Origin of the sequence: Arthrobacter sp. UYEF21 (assembly GCF_040546085.1) — a bacterium.
Classification (GTDB): domain Bacteria; phylum Actinomycetota; class Actinomycetes; order Actinomycetales; family Micrococcaceae; genus Arthrobacter.
The window spans coordinates 1-21,371 of the sequence record NZ_JBEPNF010000009.1; the positions used below are offsets into that span (position 1 = coordinate 1).

Sequence of the window (21,371 nt, forward strand, 5' to 3'; positions counted from 1 at the left end):
TTTTGACTGTGGTAAGCCATATTTTCCCCCAAAAGACGGGCATTTCGTGTTTAAAACGCCGGACCCGATCCCAACCTCATCGGTGGATCAAGGCTTAGAGTCCCAGCCGGCCAGGCCCGCCCCCACCACGCGCCGCTCGTTGCACCGGAGCAGGAGAGCCGGGCGCGGACATCACTTTTTATCCTGTTGGCCGGTCAGCGGTCAGCATGTATCCCATTCCCCGGACGGTGGTCAGGGTCTGCAGACCGAAGCGGCTATCGATCTTGCGCCGCAGATACCCGATGTAAACTTCCACGACGTTGTCGCCGCCTTCGAACGCCGGGTCCCAGACGTTGTCGAGAATCTGGGATTTCGACACGACCTGGTCATGGCTGCGCATCAGGTAGTGCAGCAGGCCATACTCCCGGGCTGTCAATTCAATGAGGGAATCGCCCCGGCGGACGTTGCGGCTGCCGGGGTTCAGTGACAGCGTCCCCAAGGTGAGGGTGACGGGCCGTTCCGGGGCGCCACGGCGGATCAGGGCACGGATCCTGGCGACGAGCACGAGGAAACTGAAGGGTTTTGTCAGGTAGTCATCGGCTCCCAGATCGAATGCGTCCGTCTGGTCGTATTCCCCGTCCTTTGCCGTGAGCATCAGAACAGGTGTCCAGATCAGCCGCTCCCGGAGTTCCTTGAGAACGTCGTACCCGTTTTTGAGCGGAAGCATCAGATCAAGCAGGATCACGTCGTACGGGTTCTCCGTAGCAGCCCACAGGCCGCTGACCCCGTCATGGGTAATGTCGACCACGAAGCCCTCATTAGTGAGTCCGCGCCGGACCGTCTCGGCCAGCATTTTTTCGTCCTCGACCAGCAGCACCCGCATGCCCGGCCCCCTTTCGTTGGTACTTGCAGTATCCCGGACGCCCGTTGAGCGGAACCTGAGAAGCGGCGGAGCGGCTCTCAGTTTTTTCTCAGGGCAGGTGCCGCAAGCTGGTGGCACCCCGGCGCATCAGCGCTCATACCGTCAGGACTGCACCATGGATTCCTCCCCCGCCCGCCGGACCACGATCTTCCCGGGGCTGCAGTCCTGGTGGTGGGTCACCGTGGCCGCGTCCTTGTTCGCCACCACGGCCGCGGCGGGGATGGCGGCGAAGTCCTTCGGACCACTGGCCCCGGAGCTGGGCCTGGACATCTCCCTGAGCCATGGGAGGAACAGTGCGTTGATTGCGGTCAGTGAGGCCATTCATTACGGTCTTGGACCGGCCGGTGCCCTGGCGCTGGTGATAACGATCTGCGGGTACCTGCTCTGGTCCCGCCGTCGCCCGGTTCAGGCGCTGGCGTTCGGCTCCGTTGTTGCTGTCGGGTGGCTGGCCTCAACGGCCGGCAAAATCCTGGTCAGCCGCTCCCGGCCGCCTGCCGAGGCGACCGGAGCGCTGATCGCTGAAACGGGCAACAACAGCTTCCCCTCCGGGCACACGGCCTTCGCTGTCGCACTGGCGCTGGCGGCCGTGCTGGTCCTAGCCCACGGCGCCGGGCAGCGCCTGGCGGTTCTGGCCGCAGGCTCACTTTTCGTCGCGATTGTGGCGTTCTCCCGGATGTACCTCGGGGTGCATTACCTTAGCGATGTGATCGGGTCTGTCCTGATAAGCAGCGCGGCGATCCTGGCATGGCTGCCGGTATGGAATAATCTCGTAGCGCCGCGGATCTCCGGCATTGGCCTGATCCGCGGGTTCGAGGCAAGAACGCTGGGGCGGCAATGACCCCACAGGACCAGCAACCCGGCGGGATATCCTCGTTGAATTTCCGCTCCCTCCGCATCTGCTGAAAGGAATTCCCGTGGCAGCGCCACCGCTGGATTCTGGAACCGTTACCCGCCAAGGGCGTTGGCTGTCCCGGATCGGAAATCTCCGCCGAGCCCCGGTCACAGTAGGTTTTGTCCTGGTCTTTTGGGCCGCGGGCGCACTGTCCTCCAGCCTCATCACCGGCCCGGCCGGCACTCTGCGTCCCAACGTAGCGGCGACAGCGCATTCCCTTCCCGGTCACTGGTGGGCGTTGCTGACCTCCGGGGTGTGGGCGCAAAACCTGGCCGGGTACCTGCTCGGCAGCGCCGTTGTGCTCGTGGTCGGGCTGGCCCTGGAATCCCGGATGGGGAGCCTAAGATTCGCCACGGCGGCCCTTGGCTCTCAAGTCCTCGGAATTTCTGCCGCTCTCGGGTTCCTCACAGTTGCACAGCAGGTCATGGGGACCTGGACCCAGGAAATGAGCGGGCACATCTTCCTGGGCCCCAGTGCGCTCATGACCGGTGCCGTCATGGCGGGGTCAGCAATGATGCCGACGCTGTGGCGGCGGCGGGTCCGCCTGGTCGTCTTCGCCCTGCTGGTACTCCTGGCCCTCTATAGCGGCGGGTTCGCCGACCTGGTCCGCCTCGGTGCCGCAGGGGCCGGGGCCCTTCTGGGCCCGGTCCTGCACGGCAGGGGGCCCCGGTTCGTCCGCCCTGTCAGCTCCCGGCATGAAGGCCGGGTCCTGATCGCGCTCCTTGTCGCCGTATCGGCCATCGGGCCCGTCGTCGCTGGCCTGACGCCACACGCCGCGGGACCGTTGTCGGTGCTGCGTTTCCTATTCACCAACATTCAGCCCGTGGACCCGGCGACACTCCAATCCCTGTGCGCCGACCCGGGACAAGCGAAGGAATGCGCCGGCGCGCAACTTCAACTGCGCGCCGGCGCCGGCGGGATCTTCATGGCGATCCTCCCGTCATTTCTCTTAGTGCTGCTCGCAGACGGTCTACGCCGTGGACGCCGCTTCGCATGGGCCGCCGCCGTGCTGATCCAGCTGGGTTTGTCCGTGCTGGCCGGGATCACCATCGCCGGAGTCCTGTACCCGGCAGCACCGGACACCGCCGCCGTCGAGGGGATCGGCGCCATCGAAACCGCCGGGTACACGCACCCTCTCGCTCTGGTGCTGCCGCTACTTCTGCCCGTGGTGCTGACCATCGTGTTGCTGATCTCCCGTGGCCTCTTCCCGGTGGCAGCCCCGGCGGGGACCTACCGACAGCTCGCGGCCCGGACCGGAGCCGCCGCAGCTGTCCTCAGTGCCATCTATCTGGCCGCCGGTACTGTCCTGGCCGACGGCTTTACGCCCGGGCCGGGACCGGGAGAACTGCTGGCAGACATTCCCGACAGGTTCCTACCACTGGGTTACATGCTGGATCTCGCCCCGGCGTTCTTCCCGCAAAGCACGCCGGCGGTTCTGCTCTACGAGGGCATCGGCGTCACCTTCTGGACCGTCACAGCCGTCCTGGTCCTGAAAACCTTCCTGCACCCGGCCCCGACCCAACACAATGCCGGCACCGACCGCGCCCGGGAAATACTGAAAACCCAACAAGGCAGCACCCTGTCCTGGATGACAACCTGGCCCGGGAACACCTACTGGTTCTCCTCCACCGGTGAAAGCTTCATCGCCTACCGCGTCATCGCCGGGATCGCCCTGACACTCGGAGTCCCGGTCGGACCCCGGCCCCAGAGTAAAGCCGCGTTCGAGGAGTTCACCAGGTTCTGCACTCGGCAAGGCTGGACGCCGTGCTATTACTCCGTGCCCCAGGAACTGCGCGACCACGCCTCGTCTCTCGGCTGGGACTCAGTCCAGGTTGCCCAGGAAACGATCCTGGAACTGGATGCGGTGTCCTTCCGGGGAAAGAAATTCCAGGACATCCGCACGGCCATGAACAACGCCGCCAAAGCCGGCATCAGCGCCGAATGGACCACCTACGCGACCGCGCCCTTCTCCGTACTGGCCCAAATCCAGGAAATCTCCGAAGAATGGGTGGCCGACAAAAAGATGCCCGAAATGGGATTCACCCTCGGCGGCCTCGACGAACTCATCGACCCCGACGTCCGCCTGCTGCTCGCCATCGATAGCACCCACACGGTCCACGCGGTCGCCTCCTGGCTGCCCGTCTACAACAACGGCACCATCGAAGGCTGGACCCTGGACTTCATGCGGCGCCGCCGCACCGGATTCCGTGCCGGCATCGAATTCCTCATCGCCTCCGCCGCACTCAGCCTCAAAGACCAGGGATACAGATTCATCAGCCTCTCCGGGGGCCCCCTGGCCAGGCTGAACGCGGATGCACCGCCCAGACCTACACCAGCCGGGCCGCAGACCTCCGGAAGCCTGGACCGGCTGCTCAGCTGGCTCGGCGCAACCCTGGAACCCATCTACGGATTCAGGTCCCTACTGGCATTCAAAGCAAAATTCCAGCCACGCTACGAACCCCTCTACATGCTCTACCCCGACGCCGCGGCGCTGCCGGCCATAGCCAACGCCATCACCCGGGCCTACCTCCCCACCATCAACCTCGGTGAAAGCCTGACACTGGCCCGCCGCATACTCCGCCGGCCCACACGCTCCCGCCCCGCCGGACGGCGTCCCACAACACCGGACCGCCCCGGCGCACACGACCGCGTCCCGGCGATAAACCTCCCGGCGCCAACGCCCCCGGCCGGGAGCCGCTCCGGCCAGCATCCGGGTCAAATACCATACCGTCAGCCGCCATCCCGGCCCGGAACACCGGGGAAGAATAAGGAATGACGAATCGAAACCCCCGGATGCCTGCACCTAAAAACACGGCGGCCGCAAGACGGGACAGAGAAAGGACGGACACGGCCATGGGGTCAGCTGATCGAAATCATCCGGGCACAGCCGCCAGCCGTCGTGCGTTCATCCTCTCCGCCGCGCTGACCCTCACCGGATGCCAAAATCCACCCGAGAACCGTACAGACCGCCCGGAAAACGCTACCGCCGGCGCCGGCGCCCCGGCGGGCCTTCCACCAGCCCCTCTCCCTCCGGAGCCCTTACCGTCCCCGCCCGGCAAGGAACAGATCGTGGCAACCTTCACAGGGCAAGCGCCCCTGGCCTGGGGGCTTCAGCTTCCCGGAGTCCTCACCCATCTTCCTCCCGGAAACGCGGGCATCGCTCTGAGCTTTGACTGCTGCGGCGGCCCCGGCGGTAACGCCGTGGACCAGAACCTCATCGATGCCCTGCAAAAAACGGGCACCCCGGCCACATTTTTCCTGAACTTACGATGGATCAGGGCCAACCCGGGACCGGCGAAGTCACTGGCCGAAAACCCGCTGTTCGAAATCGGCAACCACGGCACCCGACACGTGCCGCTCTCGGTCTCCGGCCGCAGCGCCTACGGCATCCCCGGGACCGCCAGCGTGGCCGAAATCTACGACGAGGTCATGACAAACCAGGACGCCATTCACGGTCTCACCGGCAGGGCTGCCCGATATTTCCGGTCGGGAACCGCCTACCTTGACGACGTCGCTGTCCGGATTGTCCATGCAATGGGAATGGTCCCGGTCTCCTTCAGCACCAACGGCGACGGCGGCGCCACCTACCCCGCCGCGGTGGTATTCCGCGAAATCACCGCAGCCAGGGCCGGGGAAATCGTGATCGCCCACGCCAACCACCCGACCGGAGGAACGGCCGCCGGCATCGTCCGCGCACTGCCGGCATTGCGCGCCGCGGGAGTCATCCCCGTGCCACTCACCGATACCTGACCCGATAGACACAACAAGACGCTGCCGGACGAGACTGCCTCATACCGCGGCCGTTCCCACCAGACGTTGGATCACGGCGGGCCCGTCAGTGATTCGGGCCAGAGGCGCTCCAACGGTCCATGACCGGCTTCACGGGCAGCGGCGCGCAGGACAAAGACCACGACAATGACGTCATCGGCGGACCCGCTAACGGGCATCCGGTTCCGCAGATATCTGGCCCAGGTCCAAGTGTGTGTTCATGTCGAGGGTGAATCGTCCGTAAGGGTTGATGTGGGTCCAGAACAACGGGGTGAGACCCCTGTGGTCTTCTGGCTCGAGGAGTTCGTTGAACTCCGGGACCTCCAGCACGGTTTGCAGCATCAACGTGTTGACCAGGACCAGCGAGGATTGGAGCAGGTGCAGAGCAAGCATGGATACCTCGGTCGTTTCCCGGTCCGGGCCGGTCAGATCACGGTTTTTGCCGTAGAAGGGGCGGCTTGTGAAAAAGTGAAATATCCGACGCTAAGGTTTTGCCGGGCGTCGTAGTGGCCTGTATTTGCCGGGCTTGATGTGGTTGGCGCGGGGCCAGGTGTAGTCACCGGTGAGGTTGATGTGTTCCCAGCCCAGGGGTGAGAGGAACCGCAGCAGGTCAGGATCGACGTGGCCGCCTTTGCTGGTCAGGGTGGTGATGGTGCGCTCGAGGTAGACCGTGTTCCAGAGAACGATGGCCGCAGTGAGAAGGTTCAGCCCGCTGGCCCGGTATCGCTGTTGCTCGAAGGAACGATCGCGGATCTCGCCGAGGCGGTTGAAGAACACGGCCCGGGCGAGGGTGTTCCGGGCCTCGCCCTTGTTCAGGCCTGCGGTGACTTTGCGGCGGAGTCCGGGGTCCTGGAGCCAGTCGAGCAGGAAGAGGGTCCGTTCCACTCTGCCCAGTTCCCGCAGCGCGTGGGCGAGCCCGTTTTGGCGGGGGTAGGCGCCGAGTTTGCGCATCATCAGGGACGCGGTCACGGTGCCGGTTCTGATGGACGCGGTGAGCCGGAGGATTTCATCCCAGTGCAAGGCGATTGTTCTTGTGTTGATCGTCCCGCCGATCAACGGTGCCAACGTCGAATGCTCCTGCCCGCTGGTGGGGGTGTAGAGGCGGGTGCCGCCGATGTTGCGGATCCGTGGTGCGAACCGGTAGCCGAGCAGGTGCATGAGGGCAAAGAGGTGGTCGGTGAATCCGGCCGTGTCGGTGTAGTGCTCCTGGATGGCCAGGTCGGACTCGTGATAGAGCAGCCCGTCCAGGACATAGGTCGCGTCGCGGTCACCGACGTTGATGAGTTTGCTGTGGAAGGGAGAGTACTGGTCCGAGACGTGCGTGTAGATCAGCCGGCCGGGCTCGGCGCCGTATTTGGGGTTTACATGTCCCGTGGATTCGGCTTTGCTGCCGGCCCGGAAGCGCTGCCCGTCAGAGGACGAAGTGGTGCCGTCGCCCCACTGTGCGGCGAAAGGGTGGCCGTGCTGGGTGTTCACCAGTTCCGCCAGTGCGGCGCTGTAGGTTTCGTCCCGGATGTACGCTGCCTGGTGGCGGTCCAGCTGGGCGTAGGTGACGCCGGTGCAGGACTCGGCCATCTTGGTCAGTCCCAGATTGATTCCGTCGGCCAGGATCGCGGTGAGCAGCAGCTGCCTGTCCTTGGAGGGTTGGCCGGATTTGAGGTTGGTGAAGTGGCGGGTGAACCCGGTCCAGGCATCGACTTCCATCAGCAGGTCGGTGATCCGGATCCGTGGGAACATGGCGCTTGCCTGGTCGATCAGTGGTTGCGCGTGCGCAGGGACGATCGTCTCGAGCGGGGTGATTTTCACCCCTTTCTCGGTGATTAGTACCCCGGGCAGTTCGTCCTGGGACGCCACCTGGTTGACTTCCTTCAGCCGCTCCTGAAGGAGGGCAAGCCTTCCCTCGAGATAGTGAGCACTTCCGTCGGCCGTGATCAGCGGCAGCTTCCCGGCGGTCTTCATGACCGTGTAGTCGGGGCGGGCAAGAAGGTAGTCGTCGAAGTCGCGGAATTGGCGCGATCCGGCGACCCACATGTCTCCGGAACGCAGCGCATTCTTTAGTTCCGTGAGGGCGCAGAACTCGTAGAAGCCCCGGTCCAGGCCGTCGTCGGTGAAGACCAGCGGTTTCCAGCGGTGCCTGATAAATGAGGTGGGCGCATCGTCCGGGAGCCTCCGGGCACCGGTGGTGTTCAGGGCGCGGATGACGTTGATCGCTGCCAGGAGGTCTTGTGCTGCGGGGGCTGCATGGAGGTCAAGGACTCCAAGGAACGCCGGAGTGTAGCGGCGAAGCGTGGTGAAGTGTGCGCTGACGAGGGCCAGGTGATCTTCGAAGGCCGGCCTGGTCATTTCCTTGGCTTGGGCGATGCTTTCGGCCAGGGATTCCCAGCCGATGGCTGTTTCGATCGCGGCGAAGGGGTCTTCGCCGTTTTCCTTTGCCTCGAAGAGGGCATCACCGAGCCTTGAGTGCATCCGCATCATGGCTGTGACGGTGGATCGGGACGCCAGGGCGGACTGGTTTTGTTTGTTCTGCGCGGTCCGGATGAGACGGCCAATGATCCTGTCGTGCAGTTCGATGATTTCGTCGGTGACGGTTGCCATGCTTTCGGTGGCCATGGCAAAGAGGGTCGCGTACCGGCGTGCCGGTTCAAACTTGGACAGATCCGCCGCGGTCATCGCTGCACCTTCCCGGGCGAGCTTCAGCAATCTGTTCCGGTGAACCAGGCGGCTCGCTGCCCACGGGAGATCAAGGGCACGCCAGGTAGCGAGTCGGTCGATGTGCTCGTTCATCGCCCGTGCGTTGGGACGCAGGGGTGCTTGCCGCAGCCAGCCGATTTCGGTCGATGAACTATCGGGGCGACGGAGAAGCAAACCGTCCAGTCGTTTGCGGTGTTCCACGGACATCTGCTCACACAGGGTGGCGTAAATGTTCCGGTTCGCCCTGGTCAGGGCCTGGGCGCAGGCTCTTTCAATGACGCTGGCCCCAGGCAAAGCGACCTTCTTTGCCTGCAGGAAATCTCTTGCGCTTTCAACCAGGAGCAAGCCCTTGTCGGTTTGAGCAGCGACATCGCCAACGTGCTCCATGACCTGGCGGAAGTCTGCAATGCCGAACGCGGACATGCCCAGATACGCGCGGATCTCCCTGCCGTGCTCCTGCCGCGTTTCCTCACGTTGCCCGTAGTCTGTCCATGCATCGGCGGGGATGACCAGACGGGAGGCCAGCCAGGAAACCAGTTCAGGGGGCACTTGGGTGTCTTCGGCCATCGTGATACCCGGGTGTCGCAGCAGAGCCAGTTGGACAGTGAAGCCCAGCCTGTTCGCGTCTCCGCGACGCTGGCGGATCAACGACATATCCGCCTCACTGAGCGTGTAACTGGCTGCAACGTCCTCTGCTCGTGTGGGTATTGCCAGGATCTGGCCACGCTCGGCAGCCGTGAGTAAAGAACGCAGTGCCACCTCAGAAATCCTTATCTGCTACGCCGGCGTGCCCTGCGGACATGCCGTCGTTCTGATGTGACCTGCAGGACCCACTGTTCATGGTTTGCCGAGGTGCCGGTAGATGGTGGGCCGGGTGACGCCGAACTCCTGGGCGATGTGCTCGACCGTGTGGGCACGTTTGCCGTCGGGGCCTTTTTCTTCATACATTTCGCGGGCCAGCCTGACCTGGCGGGGTCCGAGCTTTGGTTTCTGCCCGCCGGTCCTGCCCCGCGCACGGGCAGCGGCGAGGCCGTCGCGGGTTCGTTCGGACATCAGGGCGTGTTCGAACTCGGCGATCGAGCCGAGGATCTGGAAGAACATCCGGCCGATGGCCGTGGACGTGTCGATGCCCTGGTCCAGGACGACCAGGTCAACACCACGCACCTGCAGTGTGTTGGAGAGTTCGATGAGGTTTTCCAGCGACCGGCCGAGCCGGTCGAGTTTGGTGACGACGAGCTGATCGCCTGCCCGGTTGGCCGAGAGTAGCGCTTTGTCGAGTTCGGGTCTGCGGGCGAGTTTTCCGGAGGCTGTGTCAATGAAGATCTGCTCGCAGCCGGCCGTTGTCAGGGCGTCGTGCTGGGCTTCGGGGTGCTGGTCATGGGTTGAAACCCGTCCGTATCCGATTCGCATTCCCAAAACGTATCAGTAAGCCGGCTGGACGTTACATAGGAGGGTACACGGCAACCATTACAAATAGGGCCGCGCGCTTCCGCGCCTCTTCGAACGCGACTTGGAGTGTATTGCGAACGATCGTAATCGGACACGGCTCCAGACGTCGGGCACACCTTCTGGTTGAACGTCGAATGAACAACGTCGATGGCGTAAGGGCTGGTCCTTGTAATCACGGCCTCTTCGGTCACAGCCGCGGGGGCACGCCCGCAATAGGGGGCTCCCGCGCGGGGAGTATAGTGTGAGCTACATCTCGGTCATGTCGGATGCCGGCTTCCGCGTCGGCCTCGCCGTTGGCGATTAGTTACCGGCTGTTGGCTGGGGGTGCGGATTGGTGTGCACCATGTCTGTTACCGCAATCATGATCGTCTTGGGTCCAGTCACCGAGCGGGCGCGGCTCTGGCTGGACGAACGAGCGGTTTTGGTCTGCGCGTTGGATAGCTGATATGCGCATCATGGTCGCGCTCGGCGGTAATGCGCTGCTTGAACGCAAGGACCGGCCCGACGCCGATGTTGAACGGCACCATATCCGCGAGGCCGCAGCTGCTCTTGCACCTCTCGCTGACGAACACCAACTGATCGTGTGCCATGGCAACGGCCCCCAGATCGGGCTGTTGGCCATGGAGAGCGAAGCGGATCCGTCACTGACCGCGGCTTACCCGTTGGACGCTCTCGGAGCCCAGACGCAGGGGATGATCGGGTACTGGCTTACGCAGGAGTTGCGCAACGCCGGCGTCTTGCGTCCGGTCGTCGCGGTGATCACGCAGACCGTCGTCGACGCAGCAGACCCGGGGTTCGCCTCACCCTCGAAATTCATCGGACGGACCTACCCCCGCAGTGAGGCCGAGTCCCTGGCCGCGCGACATGGTTGGCAGGTCCGCGCCGACGGCTCGTCCTGGCGGCGGGTCGTGGCCTCCCCTCAGCCGCTGGGGATCGTCGAACAGGACTGCATCCAGCACCTGCTTCACATCGGCGCGCTGGTGGTTTGCGGCGGCGGCGGCTCGCCCGTCGTCCGGGATCTGTCGGGGCAGCTGCGCGGCGTCGAGGCTGTGGTCGACAAGGACTATACCTCCACCCGCATCGCCCTTGATGTGGGTGCGGACAGGCTGCTCCTTCTCACCGATGTCGCGGCAGTCATGCGCGACTTCGGCACCCCGCACGCGCGTCCCATTGATCGCATCAGCGTTGAGAAATTGGCCGAACTGCAGCTTCCGGCCGGCTCGATGGGTCCGAAGGTTGCCGCGGGTGCGTGGTTCACCGCCGCGACCGGTCATCCTTCCGCGATCGGTGCCCTCGCTGAGGCAGCTGCCGTCTTGGGCGGAAGCGCAGGTACCACGATCACCGGTCGCAACTCGCCGCCGGAAGCGCACGACAGCACGCCTGGTGCGTCGACGGCCAAGGCCCCACCCGGGTCACCCATGTCAAAGGAGCAACAGCATGACTGAGCCGACCAAGTCCGTCAGCACAGCGATTCCGGTGCCTGGCCGGGCAGGAATTGAGGAGGGCACAACGCTGGCCTCATCCTTGGATCCCGAACTCCTTTCCCGGATGGATGCCTACTGGCGTGCGGCGAACTATCTGTCGGTGGGACAGATCTATCTCTACGACAACCCGTTGCTCAGGCGTCCGCTGGAGTTCGGGGACGTAAAGCCGTTGGTGGTGGGGCATTGGGGGACGACTCCGGGCCAGAATTTCATATACGTGCATCTGAACAGGGTGATCGTGAAGTACGGGCTGGACATGTTCTATGTCGCCGGGCCTGGGCATGGCGGACCGGCATTGGTCGCGAACACCTATCTTGAGGGCAGCTATTCGGAGATCTATCCGGACGTGAGCCAGGACGAGGCGGGGATGAAGAAGTTGTTCATGCAATTCTCCTTCCCGGGTGGCATTTCCAGCCATGTGGCTCCTACCACGCCGGGCTCGATCCATGAGGGCGGGGAGCTGGGCTACTCGCTCAGCCACGCCTTCGGTGCCGTCTTCGACAATCCGGGGCTGGTCGTTGCCTGCGTGATCGGCGATGGGGAGGCTGAGACCGGCCCGTTGGCCACCGCCTGGCACTCCACAAAGTTCCTTAGCCCGGTCAGCGACGGGGCGGTGTTGCCGATCCTGCACCTGAACGGGTACAAGATCAGCAACCCCACGGTGCTGGCCCGCATCGAGCCCGAGGAGTTGGATGCGTTCTTGCGTGGTTGCGGGTGGGACCCGCGCTATGTCGAGGGCGATGATCCGGAGGCGATGCACGAGCTGATGGCTTCCGTACTGGACGGGGCCATTGAGGACGTCCGTGCGATCCAGTCCAATGCGCGCGTCGGCGGCGGCACCACTAGGCCGCGGTGGCCGATGGTCGTGTTGCGTTCTCCGAAGGGGTGGACGGGGCCCGAGGTAGTTGACGGTCTGCAAATTGAGGGGACCTTTCGGGCGCACCAGGTGCCGTTGCTGGTGGACGAGGCCCATCCCGGGCACATCGGACAGCTCGAACGGTGGATGCGCAGTTACAAACCCGAGGAGCTGTTCGACCAGGACGGGCGGCTGCTGCCCGAGCTGGCGGCACTGGCCCCGACCGGGCAACGGCGGATGGGCTCCAATCCCCACACCAACGGCGGACTGCTGCTGCGGGACCTGCAGATGCCCGATTTCCGGACCCATGCGGTTGCCGTGACAGCCCCCGGCGCTGTGGAAGCGCAGGATACGCGAGTCCTGGGGGAGTTCCTGCGCGATCTCGTGGCGCTGAACGCGGAACGACGCACGTTCCGGATTTTCGGCCCGGACGAGACGCTCTCAAACATGCTCGGTGCGGTGTTTGAGGTCACGGACCGGCAATGGGAAGCCCGGACGGTCGAGAGTGATGAGTTTTTGGCCCGCTCCGGTTCGGTGCTGGACTCGATGCTCTCCGAGCACCAGTCCCAGGGCTGGTTGGAAGGCTACCTGCTCACCGGCCGCCACGGACTGTTCAACTGCTACGAGGCGTTCATCCACATCGTCGACTCGATGTTCAACCAACATGCCAAATGGCTCAAGATCACCAAGGCCCTGCCGTGGCGGCGTGACATCTCCTCGCTGAACTACCTGCTGGCCTCCCACGTGTGGCAGCAGGACCACAACGGCTTCACCCACCAGGACCCCGGCTTCCTGGACCATGTGGTGAATAAGAAGGCCGACATCGTCCGTGTCTACCTCCCGCCGGACGCCAACTGCCTGCTCACTGTGGCCGACCACTGCCTGCGAAGCCGCCACTACGTCAACGTCATCGTCGCCGGCAAGCACGCCATGCCGCAATGGCTTTCCATGGCCGAGGCGGAGGTCCACTGCACCAAGGGAATCGGGATTTGGGAGTGGGCCGGAAATGACCGCGGCGCCGAACCCGACGTCGTCCTGGCCTGCTGCGGAGACACCCCAACCCTTGAGGTGCTGGGCGCCGTCTCGATCCTGCGTGAGCACCTGCCCGAGCTGAAGGTCCGGGTCGTCAACGTCGTGGACCTGATGAAGCTGCAATCCGCGAGCGAGCACCCGCACGGCCTCTCCGACCAGGACTACGACTCGTTGTTCACCAAGGACAAGCACATCGTGTTCGCCTTCCACGGCTACCCGACCCTGATCCACCGCCTGACCTACCGGCGGACCAACCACAACCTGCACGTCCGCGGCTACATTGAGGAAGGTACCATCACTACCGCCTTCGACATGCGCGTGCAAAACCGGCTCGACCGCTTCCACCTCGTCCAGGACGTCATCGACCGGCTCCCCCAACTCGGCGCTACCGGGGACTATCTCAAACAGGCCATGGCGGACAAACTCATTGAACACAACCTCTACATCAACCAACACGGCCAGGACCTGCCCGAGATCCGCGACTGGGTGTGGACCCCATGGCAATGACCGACACACCACCGGCCTTCCCCTCCCCGGCTCCCGGCCTGACAACGCTCACGCCGGGGACATCTTCCCCGCCGGCTGGCACCGGCGCAATCGGCGGTGCCCTGATCAATACCGCATTGCTGGACACCGCGCGGGCGTTGGTGGCCGACGACAAGGGCCTGCTGGCGATCGACGAATCGATCCCCACCTGCAACCGGCGCTTCGCCCGGTTCGGGATCCCCCAGACCGTCCAGGCCCGCCGCGCTTACCGGGAATTGATCATCACCACTCCGGGGCTTGGGGACAGCATCAGCGGTGTCATCGTCTGTGACGAGACAATCCGGCAACATACCGCGGATGGCGTGCCGTTCCTGGGCGTACTGCTCGAAGCCGGGATTGCCACGGGCATCAAGGTTGACCTCGGTACGACACCGATGGCCGGTCATCCGGGGGAAAAGGTTACTGAAGGCCTGGATGGCTTACGCGCCCGTCTGGCCGAGTACCGCCAGATGGGCGCCGGCTTCGCGAAATGGCGGGCCGTGTTCACCATCGGTGCTGCCACCCCCAGCCGGGCCTGCACACGTGCCAACGCGCACGCGCTGGCACGCTACGCTGCGCTGTGTCAGGAAGCCGGCCTTGTGCCGGTCGTCGAACCGGAAGTGCTGATGACCGGTGAGCACACTCTGGCGCGGTGCGCCCAGGTCACCGAAGATGTGCTTCGTGTCGTGTTCAATCAACTCTCAGAACAGGGAGTCGTGTTGGAGGGCATGCTCCTGAAACCCAACATGATCCTTCCCGGCCTTGATTGTCCTATCCAGGACCCGGTCCAGGCCGTCGCCGAGGCAACCCGGGCGTGCCTGAGGCGGGCTGTTCCGGCCGCGGTCGCCGGGATCGCGTTCCTCTCCGGCGGCCAGCCCGGAGACCTTGCCACGGCCCGGCTTGCCGCCATCAACAGCCGCAACGGCCCACCCCTGCCGTGGCCTGTGGCGTTCTCCTTCGGCCGCGCGATCCAGCAACCCGCCTTGAGGATCTGGGACGGCAACGACGCGAATGCGGCCACCGCCCAGCAGGCCCTCCAACGACGGGTGACATCCAATCGGGATGCCCGCCGCGGTACCGACACCCATTTTGACCAGACGGATGTCCGCCATGAGCACTGACGGCACCAGGTCCCCGCCGGCCGAGTCCACGGCGGGTGGCTCGGAGACGTCTCAACCTGACCCGAAGCACGACTTGAAGTCGCTGCCTATGGCGGAAGTCCAGAGGCAGCTCGGTACCTCGGCTGAGGGGCTGAGCCAGGCCGAAGCGGCGAAACGCCTGATCCAGTACGGGCCGAACGAGATCGCCGAGCACAAGACGAACCCGCTGCTGAAGTTCCTGTCCTACTTCTGGGGACCGATTCCGTGGATGATCGAGGCTGCGGTGATCCTCTCCGGCGCGGTCGGGCATTGGCCGGACTTCTTCATCATCTTGTTGCTGCTGTTGGCCAATGCCGTGGTCGGCTACACCGAGGAGCGCCAAGCCGGTAACGCCATCGAGGCGCTGAAGGCCAAACTCGCAGTCACGGCCCGCGTGCGACGTGACGGCGAATGGGTGACCCCGGCCGCACGGGAACTGGTGCCCGGCGATGTGGTCCGTCTGCGGCTCGGTGACATCGTCCCCGCCGACGCCCGTCTACTGGACGGCGACGAGATCGAGGTCGACCAATCCGCACTCACCGGAGAGTCCCTGCCCGCGACCTGTGCGCCCGGCAGTCCGGTGTACTCGGGCTCGATCATCCGACGCGGCGAGATCGGCGCGCTGGTTTACGCCACCGGGACCCACACCTACTTCGGCAAGACCGCCGAACTGGTCGCCGATGCCCATACCGTCAGCCACTTCCAAAAGGCCGTCCTGAAGATCGGCAACTACCTCATCATCCTCGCGGCAGTGTTCGTCGCCGTGATCGTGCTCGCCTCGCTGTTGCGCGGTGACGCGGTCCTGACCACCCTGCAGTTCGCTCTCGTGCTGACCGTCGCGGCGATCCCGGTCGCGATGCCCACGGTGCTGTCGGTGACCATGGCGGTCGGTGCCCGGCTGCTGGCCAAGAAGAAGGCCATCGTCAGCCGGCTGGTCGCGATCGAGGAACTGGCCGGCGTGGACGTGCTGTGCGCGGACAAAACCGGCACGCTGACCCAGAACGCACTCACCCTGGGTGACCCGTTCAGCATCGACACCGTCACGGCCGACGAGGTCATCCTGGCCGGTGCGCTGGCCTCCCGCCCCGACAATGACGACCCCATCGATCTCGCCGTGCTCGGTGGCCTTCCCGACAAGGGCGCGTTGGAGCCCTACACGATCACCCACTTCGAGCCGTTCAACCCGGTCGACAAACGCACCGAGGCCGCCGTCACCGGCGCTGACGGGACGACGTTCAAGGTCAGCAAAGGCGCCCCGCAGGTCATCCTCGCTCTCGCAGGGGACAGCGCGAAGAACACACCGGCCGTCGAGTCCGCCGTCAACGACTTCGCCGCCCGCGGCTACCGGTCGCTGGGGGTGGCCCGCGCCGACGCCCAGCAGGAATGGACGTTCCTGGGCGTGCTCCCGCTGTTCGACCCGCCCCGCCAAGACGCCAAGACCACCATTGCCACCGCCCGGGCGATGGGCGTGAGCGTGAAGATGGTCACCGGGGACGCGATCGCAATCGCCAAAGAGACCGCGGCCAAGGTCGGGCTCGGCACCAACATCCTCGACGCCGCCGGCCTCGGTGACGTGAAGAAGCAGGAAACCCCGGTGAGAGTGCGGTCCATCGAGACCGCCGACGGGTTCGCCCAAGTCTTCCCCGAGCACAAGTTCCACATCATCGACGTCCTGCAGCAGCGCGGCCACATCGTCGGCATGACCGGCGACGGGGTCAACGACGCCCCCGCCCTGAAGAAAGCCGACTGCGGCATCGCCGTGAGCGGGGCCACCGACGCCGCCCGCGCCGCCGCCGCCATCGTCCTGCTCACCCCCGGGCTGGCGGTGATCATTGACGCGATCAAGGAAAGCCGCAAGATCTTTCAGCGGATGAACTCCTACGCCATGTACCGCATCGCCGAAACACTGCGGGTGCTGCTGTTCGTGACCGGGTCATTCCTCGTCTTCAATTTCTTCCCCGTCACGGCGATCATGATCGTGATGCTGGCGCTGCTCAACGACGGCGCGATTCTGTCCATCGCCTACGACAACGTCCACTACAAGGACCAGCCCGAAGCCTGGAACATGCGTCTGGTGTTGGGTATCGCCACCGTTCTTGGTGTCGTCGGGCCGATTGCCGCGTTCGGGCTGTTCTACCTCGGCGACCGGGTCTTCGACCTGGGCCGCCCCCAGCTGCAGACCATGATGTACCTGATGCTCTCGGTTGCCGGGCACCTCACGATCTTCCTCACCCGCACCCGCGGCCCGTTCTGGTCTATCCGCCCGGCCCGCATCCTGTGGATGGCAGTTCTTGGCACCCAGATCATCGCGACCCTGATCGCCGTCTACGGGCTGTTCATGACCCCGCTGGGCTGGGGCTGGGCCGGCTTCGTCTGGAGCTACGCCATCATCTGGGCCCTGGCGAGTGACCGCATCAAAATACTTGCCTACCGCATCCTTGACCCCGCGACGACGACCAGGCCGGACTCGGAGAATCTGAGCGAAGGCACGTCGTCATGATCCCGCCCACGGCCCGTCTCCGACGAAGACCTCCGCCTTTCACGCCGGCACCAACCCGGGCGACCTCGTTTACCACGACAACAGTGCGGCCTGCCAACACCCGCGGCCCGTGCGCACTCGCCCGAGTCCGGAGGCTCTCGTGACCGCGCGACATACGTTGTTCGCGACGCGAAAGGACCAGGTAAGCCTGCAGCAGTCTCTTCCGCTGGCCGGCACCGCCACGGAGGCTGGCTCATGCATGTGTCTGCCTGACTTGGGTCGGCATGACACCCGCAGCTGAGAGACCGGTGGTCTCAAGGTCGGTGGGGTTGCCGGCGGCGACGCTTGCGTGTCTGTTCGATTTGGATGGTGTGTTGACCGCAACGGCAACGGTTCACGCGGCAGCGTGGCAGGAGATGTTCGACGCATACCTGGAATCGCGGGCTCGGCGGCTCGGGACACCGTTCGTGGCGTTCGACGCGGTAGCCGACTATGACACTTACGTTGACGGCAAGTCCCGGGCTGATGGCACGGCCTCGTTTCTGGCCTCCCGCGGCATCGAGCTGCCGGCAGGCGGCCCGGACGATCAGGCCGGAGCGGAGACGGTCACTGCGCTGGGCAGGATTAAGAATGACATTTTGGTCCGCCGGATCGGCCACGACGGTGTGCAGGCTTACGAAGGGTCGGTACGCTACGTGCGGGCGGCTCGTACCGCTGGGCTGCGCACCGCGGTGGTTTCTTCCAGCGCCAACTGCGATCAGGTGCTCCGAGCCGCCGGTATAGCGGAGTTGTTCGAGACCCGCATCGACGGTCTCAGCCTGCAGGCCGAGGGGCTGGCGGGTAAACCTGCGCCGGACAGCTACCTGGCGGCGGCCCGGGCGCTGGGCGTGGCGCCCGGGCGGGCGGCGGTGTTTGAGGATGCCCTCTCCGGTGTGCAGGCAGGGCGAGCAGGCGGGTTCGGGTTCGTGGTGGGCGTGGACCGGGTCGGGCAGTCCCGCGCGCTGCGCGCCGCGGGCGCCGACATCGTCGTGGCCGACCTGGCTGAACTGCTGGACCGGACGTGATCAGCCACCCGGCTTACGCGGTCGAGCCGTGGTCGCTGCGCGAGACCGGTCTTGACCTCGATGTGTTGGCGCAGAGCGAGTCGCTGTTTGCGTTGTCCAACGGGCATCTCGGTTGGCGCGGGAACCTGGACGAAGGGGAGCCGCACGGGCTGCCCGGTTCGTACCTGAACGGAGTGTATGAGTCGCGGCCGATGCCCTACGCCGAGGCCGGATACGGCTACCCCGAAGCGGGGCAGACTGTCATCGACGTCACCAACGGCAAGCTGATCCGGCTGCTGGTCGATGATCATCCCTTCGACATCCGTTACGGGCAACTGCTCTCCCACGAACGGGTACTGGACTTCCGGACCGGACTGCTCACTCGTGAGGTGCGGTGGGTGTCTCCGGGAGGGCGGGCGGTGCGGGTGCATTCACGGCGGCTGGTGTCGCTGGTGCAGCGGGCGGTGGCCGCGATTTGCTACGAAGTCGAAGCCCTCGACCACGAGGTGCGGGTCGTTCTGCAGTCCGAGCTGGTCGCCAACGAGGCGTTGCCTCCCAGCAGCGGCGACCCGCGGGAGGCCGCCTGGTTGCGGGCGCCGCTGGTGTCCGAGCAGCACGCCTGCGCGGACACGGGGGGATTGCTGCTGCACCACACCGCCGTCAGTGGAATCCGGGTGGGCGCGGGGATGGCGCACGACATCCACGGCCCAGCCCCGGCGAGCCTGGATCCACCGGAGAATCTGGGCTCGGAGGGTCCACGTTCGGTGCAGGTCGTCGCGGAGAGCACACCGGACCTGGCACGGGTGTCGTTTACCGCGACCCTGCAGCCAGGGCAGCGGCTGAGGCTGGTCAAGTTCGTCGCTTACGGCTGGTCGGAGGTCCGATCGCAACCGGCGGTCGCCGATCAGGTCGCCGCCGCCCTCACGGCCGCCGGGCAGAGCGGGTGGGAGGGGCTGGTGGCCGAGCAGCGCGCCTACCTGGATGAGTTCTGGTCCCGTGCCGACGTTGCACTCGACGGTGACGCCGAGGTGCAGCAGGCGGTGCGGTTCGCGTTGTTTCATCTGTTGCAGGCCGGCGCGCGGGCCGAGGGACGGGCAATTCCGGCCAAGGGCTTGACCGGCCCCGGCTATGACGGGCACGCGTTCTGGGACACGGAGACCTACGTGCTGCAGGTGCTCACCTACAGTGCGCCGCAGGCCGCGCGCGACGCACTGGCGTGGCGGCACTCGATCCTGACCCAGGCGCTCGAGCGGGCGGCCCAGCTCGGGCTGGCCGGGGCGGTGTTTCCCTGGCGCACGATTGCCGGACATGAATGTTCCGGCTACTGGCCGGCCGGGACGGCGGCCTTCCACCTGGGCGCCGACATCGCCGACGCGGTGGTGCGCTACCTTCACGCCACCGGCGATGTGGCATTCGAGCGAGATATAGGGCTGGAGCTGCTGGCCGAGACAGCGCGGCTATGGTGCTCGCTGGGGCACTATGACGCACGGGGCGGGTTCCGTATCGACGGCGTGACCGGCCCCGACGAGTACTCGGCTGTGGCCGACAACAACATCTACACCAACCTCATGGCACAGCACAATCTTCTCTGCGCAGCCGAGACCGCCGGGCGACACCCTGATAAGGCGCGCGTCCTCGGCATCAACGCCGAGGAAATCGCTGCGTGGCGTGCCGCGGCGCGATCCATGGTCATCGGCTACGACCACACCCTCGGAGTGCATCCCCAATCCGAGGGATTCACCAGCCACGCTAGCTGGGACTTCGCCGCTACCACCGACGAGCAGTACCCGCTGCTGCTGCACGTGCCCTATTTCGACCTCTACCGAAAACAGGTGGTCAAACAGGCCGACCTGGTGCTGGCGATGCACCTGCGCGGTGAGGCATTCACCCCCGCGCAGAAGGCCCGCAACTTCGCCCACTACGAAGCCATCACAGTGCGCGATTCCTCACTGTCGGCCTGTACCCAAGCGGTGGTGGCCGCCGAGACCGGCCATCTGGAACTGGCCTACGACTACCTGACCGAAGCCGCCCTCATGGACCTGCACGACCTCGAGTACAACACCCGCGACGGCCTGCACGCAGCGTCGCTCGCCGGGACCTGGATCGCGCTCGTCCCAGGGCTTGCCGGGCTGCGTGAACGCGACGGCACCCTCGCCTTCGCCCCCCACCTCCCCGCGGGCATCACACGCCTGGCCGTCTCCCTTTGTGTGCGCGACCGGCGCCTGAGCGTTGAGATCGGCCCGCACACCACAACCTACCGCCTGCACGACGGTGACCCACTGACGCTGCTGCACGAGGACACCCCTTTCACCGTGAGCTGTTCAAACCCGGTCACCCGGACCAACTCTGCGACTCCGGACCACGGCGAACCTACCCGAGCGGCTCCGACCCAACCGCGCGGACGGGCTCCGGCCCATCGGCGACCCAGCCGATGATGCCCGCGACCAGGGCGTCAATCGTCCGAGGAGCCTCGGACGAGACGCGCCCGGTTATCGGTCTATTCGTACACCCGAAGACCGCCACGAGTTCGCTCCTTAGGAGGCCTTGGGCCGGACGACCAGGACAGGACATGGAGCGTGGTTGATGACCTGGGTCGTGACCGAGCCGAGGTGCAGTCCGGGAAATCCGCCGTGCCCGCGGGAACCGACAACAATGAGATCCGCATCCCTGGCGGCGTCGAGTATTGCCGAAGCCGGTGAATCACTGGGAACGAGCTGCCCGGTGGCGGCCACGCCCTCATCTGCAGCGGACTTCAGCGCCTCAGCCTGGAGCGTCCCTGCGATCTGCTCCGGGGACTCTTCGGCGGCGATTTCACCGGCCGCCGTTTCCAGCACGGCCGGATACCAGGCCATCGGCGGCTTGTTCCATGCCGTGATCAGCCGGAGCCGGCCGTTGCGCTGCCGGGCCTCCTCTATCGCCCAGTTCAGTGCTGTCTGGGAATGTTCGGATCCGTCAAAACCAACCACGATCGTGAATGAGCTGTTACTGGTCATTTGTGTTCCCTTTCACCGGCCTCAATGAGCATCCTAGACCTCACGTGCCCGCGCCGTTCAGGGTTGGTGGTACCGTCGGCACAGGCACGGAAGCCGGCGGTCCTTGGAATGGAGATCGG

Annotated in this window: 14 protein-coding genes; 9 read left to right on the forward strand and 5 right to left on the reverse strand. The window is 65.2% G+C overall.

Features of this window, described 5'->3' with window-relative positions:
• Positions 1-178 precede the first annotated feature (178 nt).
• Positions 179-862, reverse strand: a complete 684-nt coding sequence (locus ABIB27_RS10755; RefSeq protein WP_354216251.1) for a response regulator transcription factor — start codon at positions 860-862, stop codon at positions 179-181.
• A 154-nt stretch (positions 863-1,016) separates the two neighbouring features.
• Here ABIB27_RS10755 and ABIB27_RS10760 point away from each other — a divergent pair, with 154 nt between their 5' ends.
• From ABIB27_RS10760 to ABIB27_RS10770, 3 genes are all read left to right on the forward strand, one after another.
• Entirely contained in the window at positions 1,017-1,739 is a 723-nt protein-coding gene (locus tag ABIB27_RS10760; protein ID WP_354216252.1) for a phosphatase PAP2 family protein, read from the forward strand.
• Positions 1,740-1,815: 76 nt separating this feature from the next.
• Complete coding sequence (locus ABIB27_RS10765) at positions 1,816-4,569, forward strand: bifunctional lysylphosphatidylglycerol flippase/synthetase MprF (protein ID WP_354253868.1); 2,754 nt, start codon at positions 1,816-1,818, stop codon at positions 4,567-4,569.
• A 293-nt stretch (positions 4,570-4,862) separates the two neighbouring features.
• The gene (locus ABIB27_RS10770) at positions 4,863-5,543 is read left to right on the forward strand and encodes a polysaccharide deacetylase family protein (protein ID WP_354216254.1); all 681 of its coding nucleotides are present in this window, start codon (positions 4,863-4,865) and stop codon (positions 5,541-5,543) included.
• A 186-nt stretch (positions 5,544-5,729) separates the two neighbouring features.
• Here ABIB27_RS10770 and ABIB27_RS10775 read toward each other — a convergent pair whose 3' ends face one another.
• The 3 genes from ABIB27_RS10775 to ABIB27_RS10785 form a co-directional block, all read right to left on the reverse strand.
• Entirely contained in the window at positions 5,730-6,038 is a 309-nt protein-coding gene (locus ABIB27_RS10775; protein ID WP_354216370.1) for a Tn3 family transposase, read from the reverse strand.
• A 6-nt stretch (positions 6,039-6,044) separates the two neighbouring features.
• Complete coding sequence (locus ABIB27_RS10780; RefSeq protein WP_354216255.1) at positions 6,045-9,011, reverse strand: Tn3 family transposase; 2,967 nt, start codon at positions 9,009-9,011, stop codon at positions 6,045-6,047.
• A gap of 78 nt (positions 9,012-9,089) precedes the next feature.
• Complete coding sequence (locus ABIB27_RS10785) at positions 9,090-9,662, reverse strand: recombinase family protein (protein ID WP_354216256.1); 573 nt, start codon at positions 9,660-9,662, stop codon at positions 9,090-9,092.
• Between the two features lie 485 nt (positions 9,663-10,147).
• Here ABIB27_RS10785 and ABIB27_RS10790 point away from each other — a divergent pair, with 485 nt between their 5' ends.
• From ABIB27_RS10790 to ABIB27_RS10815, 6 genes are all read left to right on the forward strand, one after another.
• A complete protein-coding gene (locus ABIB27_RS10790) occupies positions 10,148-11,146 on the forward strand; it encodes a carbamate kinase (RefSeq protein WP_354216257.1) in 999 nt (332 codons plus the stop codon).
• Positions 11,139-13,580 carry a phosphoketolase family protein gene (locus ABIB27_RS10795; protein WP_354216258.1) on the forward strand — a complete coding sequence of 814 codons (2,442 nt, stop codon included), beginning with the start codon at positions 11,139-11,141 and terminating at the stop codon, positions 13,578-13,580. The genes ABIB27_RS10790 and ABIB27_RS10795 overlap by 8 nt, the downstream gene beginning before the upstream one ends.
• Positions 13,577-14,719: a class I fructose-bisphosphate aldolase gene (locus ABIB27_RS10800; RefSeq protein WP_354216259.1), complete on the forward strand. Its 1,143-nt coding sequence runs from the start codon at positions 13,577-13,579 to the stop codon at positions 14,717-14,719. Before ABIB27_RS10795 ends, ABIB27_RS10800 begins: the two co-directional genes overlap by 4 nt.
• Complete coding sequence (locus ABIB27_RS10805; RefSeq protein WP_354253869.1) at positions 14,709-17,237, forward strand: plasma-membrane proton-efflux P-type ATPase; 2,529 nt, start codon at positions 14,709-14,711, stop codon at positions 17,235-17,237. Before ABIB27_RS10800 ends, ABIB27_RS10805 begins: the two co-directional genes overlap by 11 nt.
• Before the next feature lie 263 nt (positions 17,238-17,500).
• Complete coding sequence (locus tag ABIB27_RS10810) at positions 17,501-18,280, forward strand: HAD family hydrolase (protein WP_354216261.1); 780 nt, start codon at positions 17,501-17,503, stop codon at positions 18,278-18,280.
• The gene (locus tag ABIB27_RS10815) at positions 18,277-20,694 is read left to right on the forward strand and encodes a glycoside hydrolase family 65 protein (protein WP_354253870.1); all 2,418 of its coding nucleotides are present in this window, start codon (positions 18,277-18,279) and stop codon (positions 20,692-20,694) included. The genes ABIB27_RS10810 and ABIB27_RS10815 overlap by 4 nt, the downstream gene beginning before the upstream one ends.
• Positions 20,695-20,793: 99 nt before the next feature.
• On the opposite strand, the gene ABIB27_RS10820 is transcribed toward ABIB27_RS10815, so the two are convergent.
• On the reverse strand, positions 20,794-21,252 hold the full coding sequence (locus tag ABIB27_RS10820; protein WP_354216263.1) for a universal stress protein: 459 nt from the start codon (positions 21,250-21,252) through the stop codon (positions 20,794-20,796).
• Positions 21,253-21,371 lie beyond the last annotated feature (119 nt).

Excerpts from the sequence above, each read along its gene's own strand:
- ABIB27_RS10755 (WP_354216251.1), bottom strand. The coding sequence starts at position 862 with ATGCGGGTGCTGCTGGTCGAGGACGAAAAAATGCTGGCCGAGACGGTC.
- ABIB27_RS10760 (WP_354216252.1), top strand. The coding sequence starts at position 1,017 with ATGGATTCCTCCCCCGCCCGCCGGACCACGATCTTCCCGGGGCTGCAG.
- ABIB27_RS10785 (WP_354216256.1), bottom strand. The coding sequence starts at position 9,662 with ATGCGAATCGGATACGGACGGGTTTCAACCCATGACCAGCACCCCGAA.
- ABIB27_RS10790 (WP_354216257.1), top strand. The coding sequence starts at position 10,148 with ATGCGCATCATGGTCGCGCTCGGCGGTAATGCGCTGCTTGAACGCAAG.
- ABIB27_RS10795 (WP_354216258.1), top strand. The coding sequence starts at position 11,139 with ATGACTGAGCCGACCAAGTCCGTCAGCACAGCGATTCCGGTGCCTGGC.
- ABIB27_RS10800 (WP_354216259.1), top strand. The coding sequence starts at position 13,577 with ATGACCGACACACCACCGGCCTTCCCCTCCCCGGCTCCCGGCCTGACA.
- ABIB27_RS10805 (WP_354253869.1), top strand. The coding sequence starts at position 14,709 with ATGAGCACTGACGGCACCAGGTCCCCGCCGGCCGAGTCCACGGCGGGT.
- ABIB27_RS10810 (WP_354216261.1), top strand. The coding sequence starts at position 17,501 with ATGACACCCGCAGCTGAGAGACCGGTGGTCTCAAGGTCGGTGGGGTTG.
- ABIB27_RS10820 (WP_354216263.1), bottom strand. The coding sequence starts at position 21,252 with ATGACCAGTAACAGCTCATTCACGATCGTGGTTGGTTTTGACGGATCC.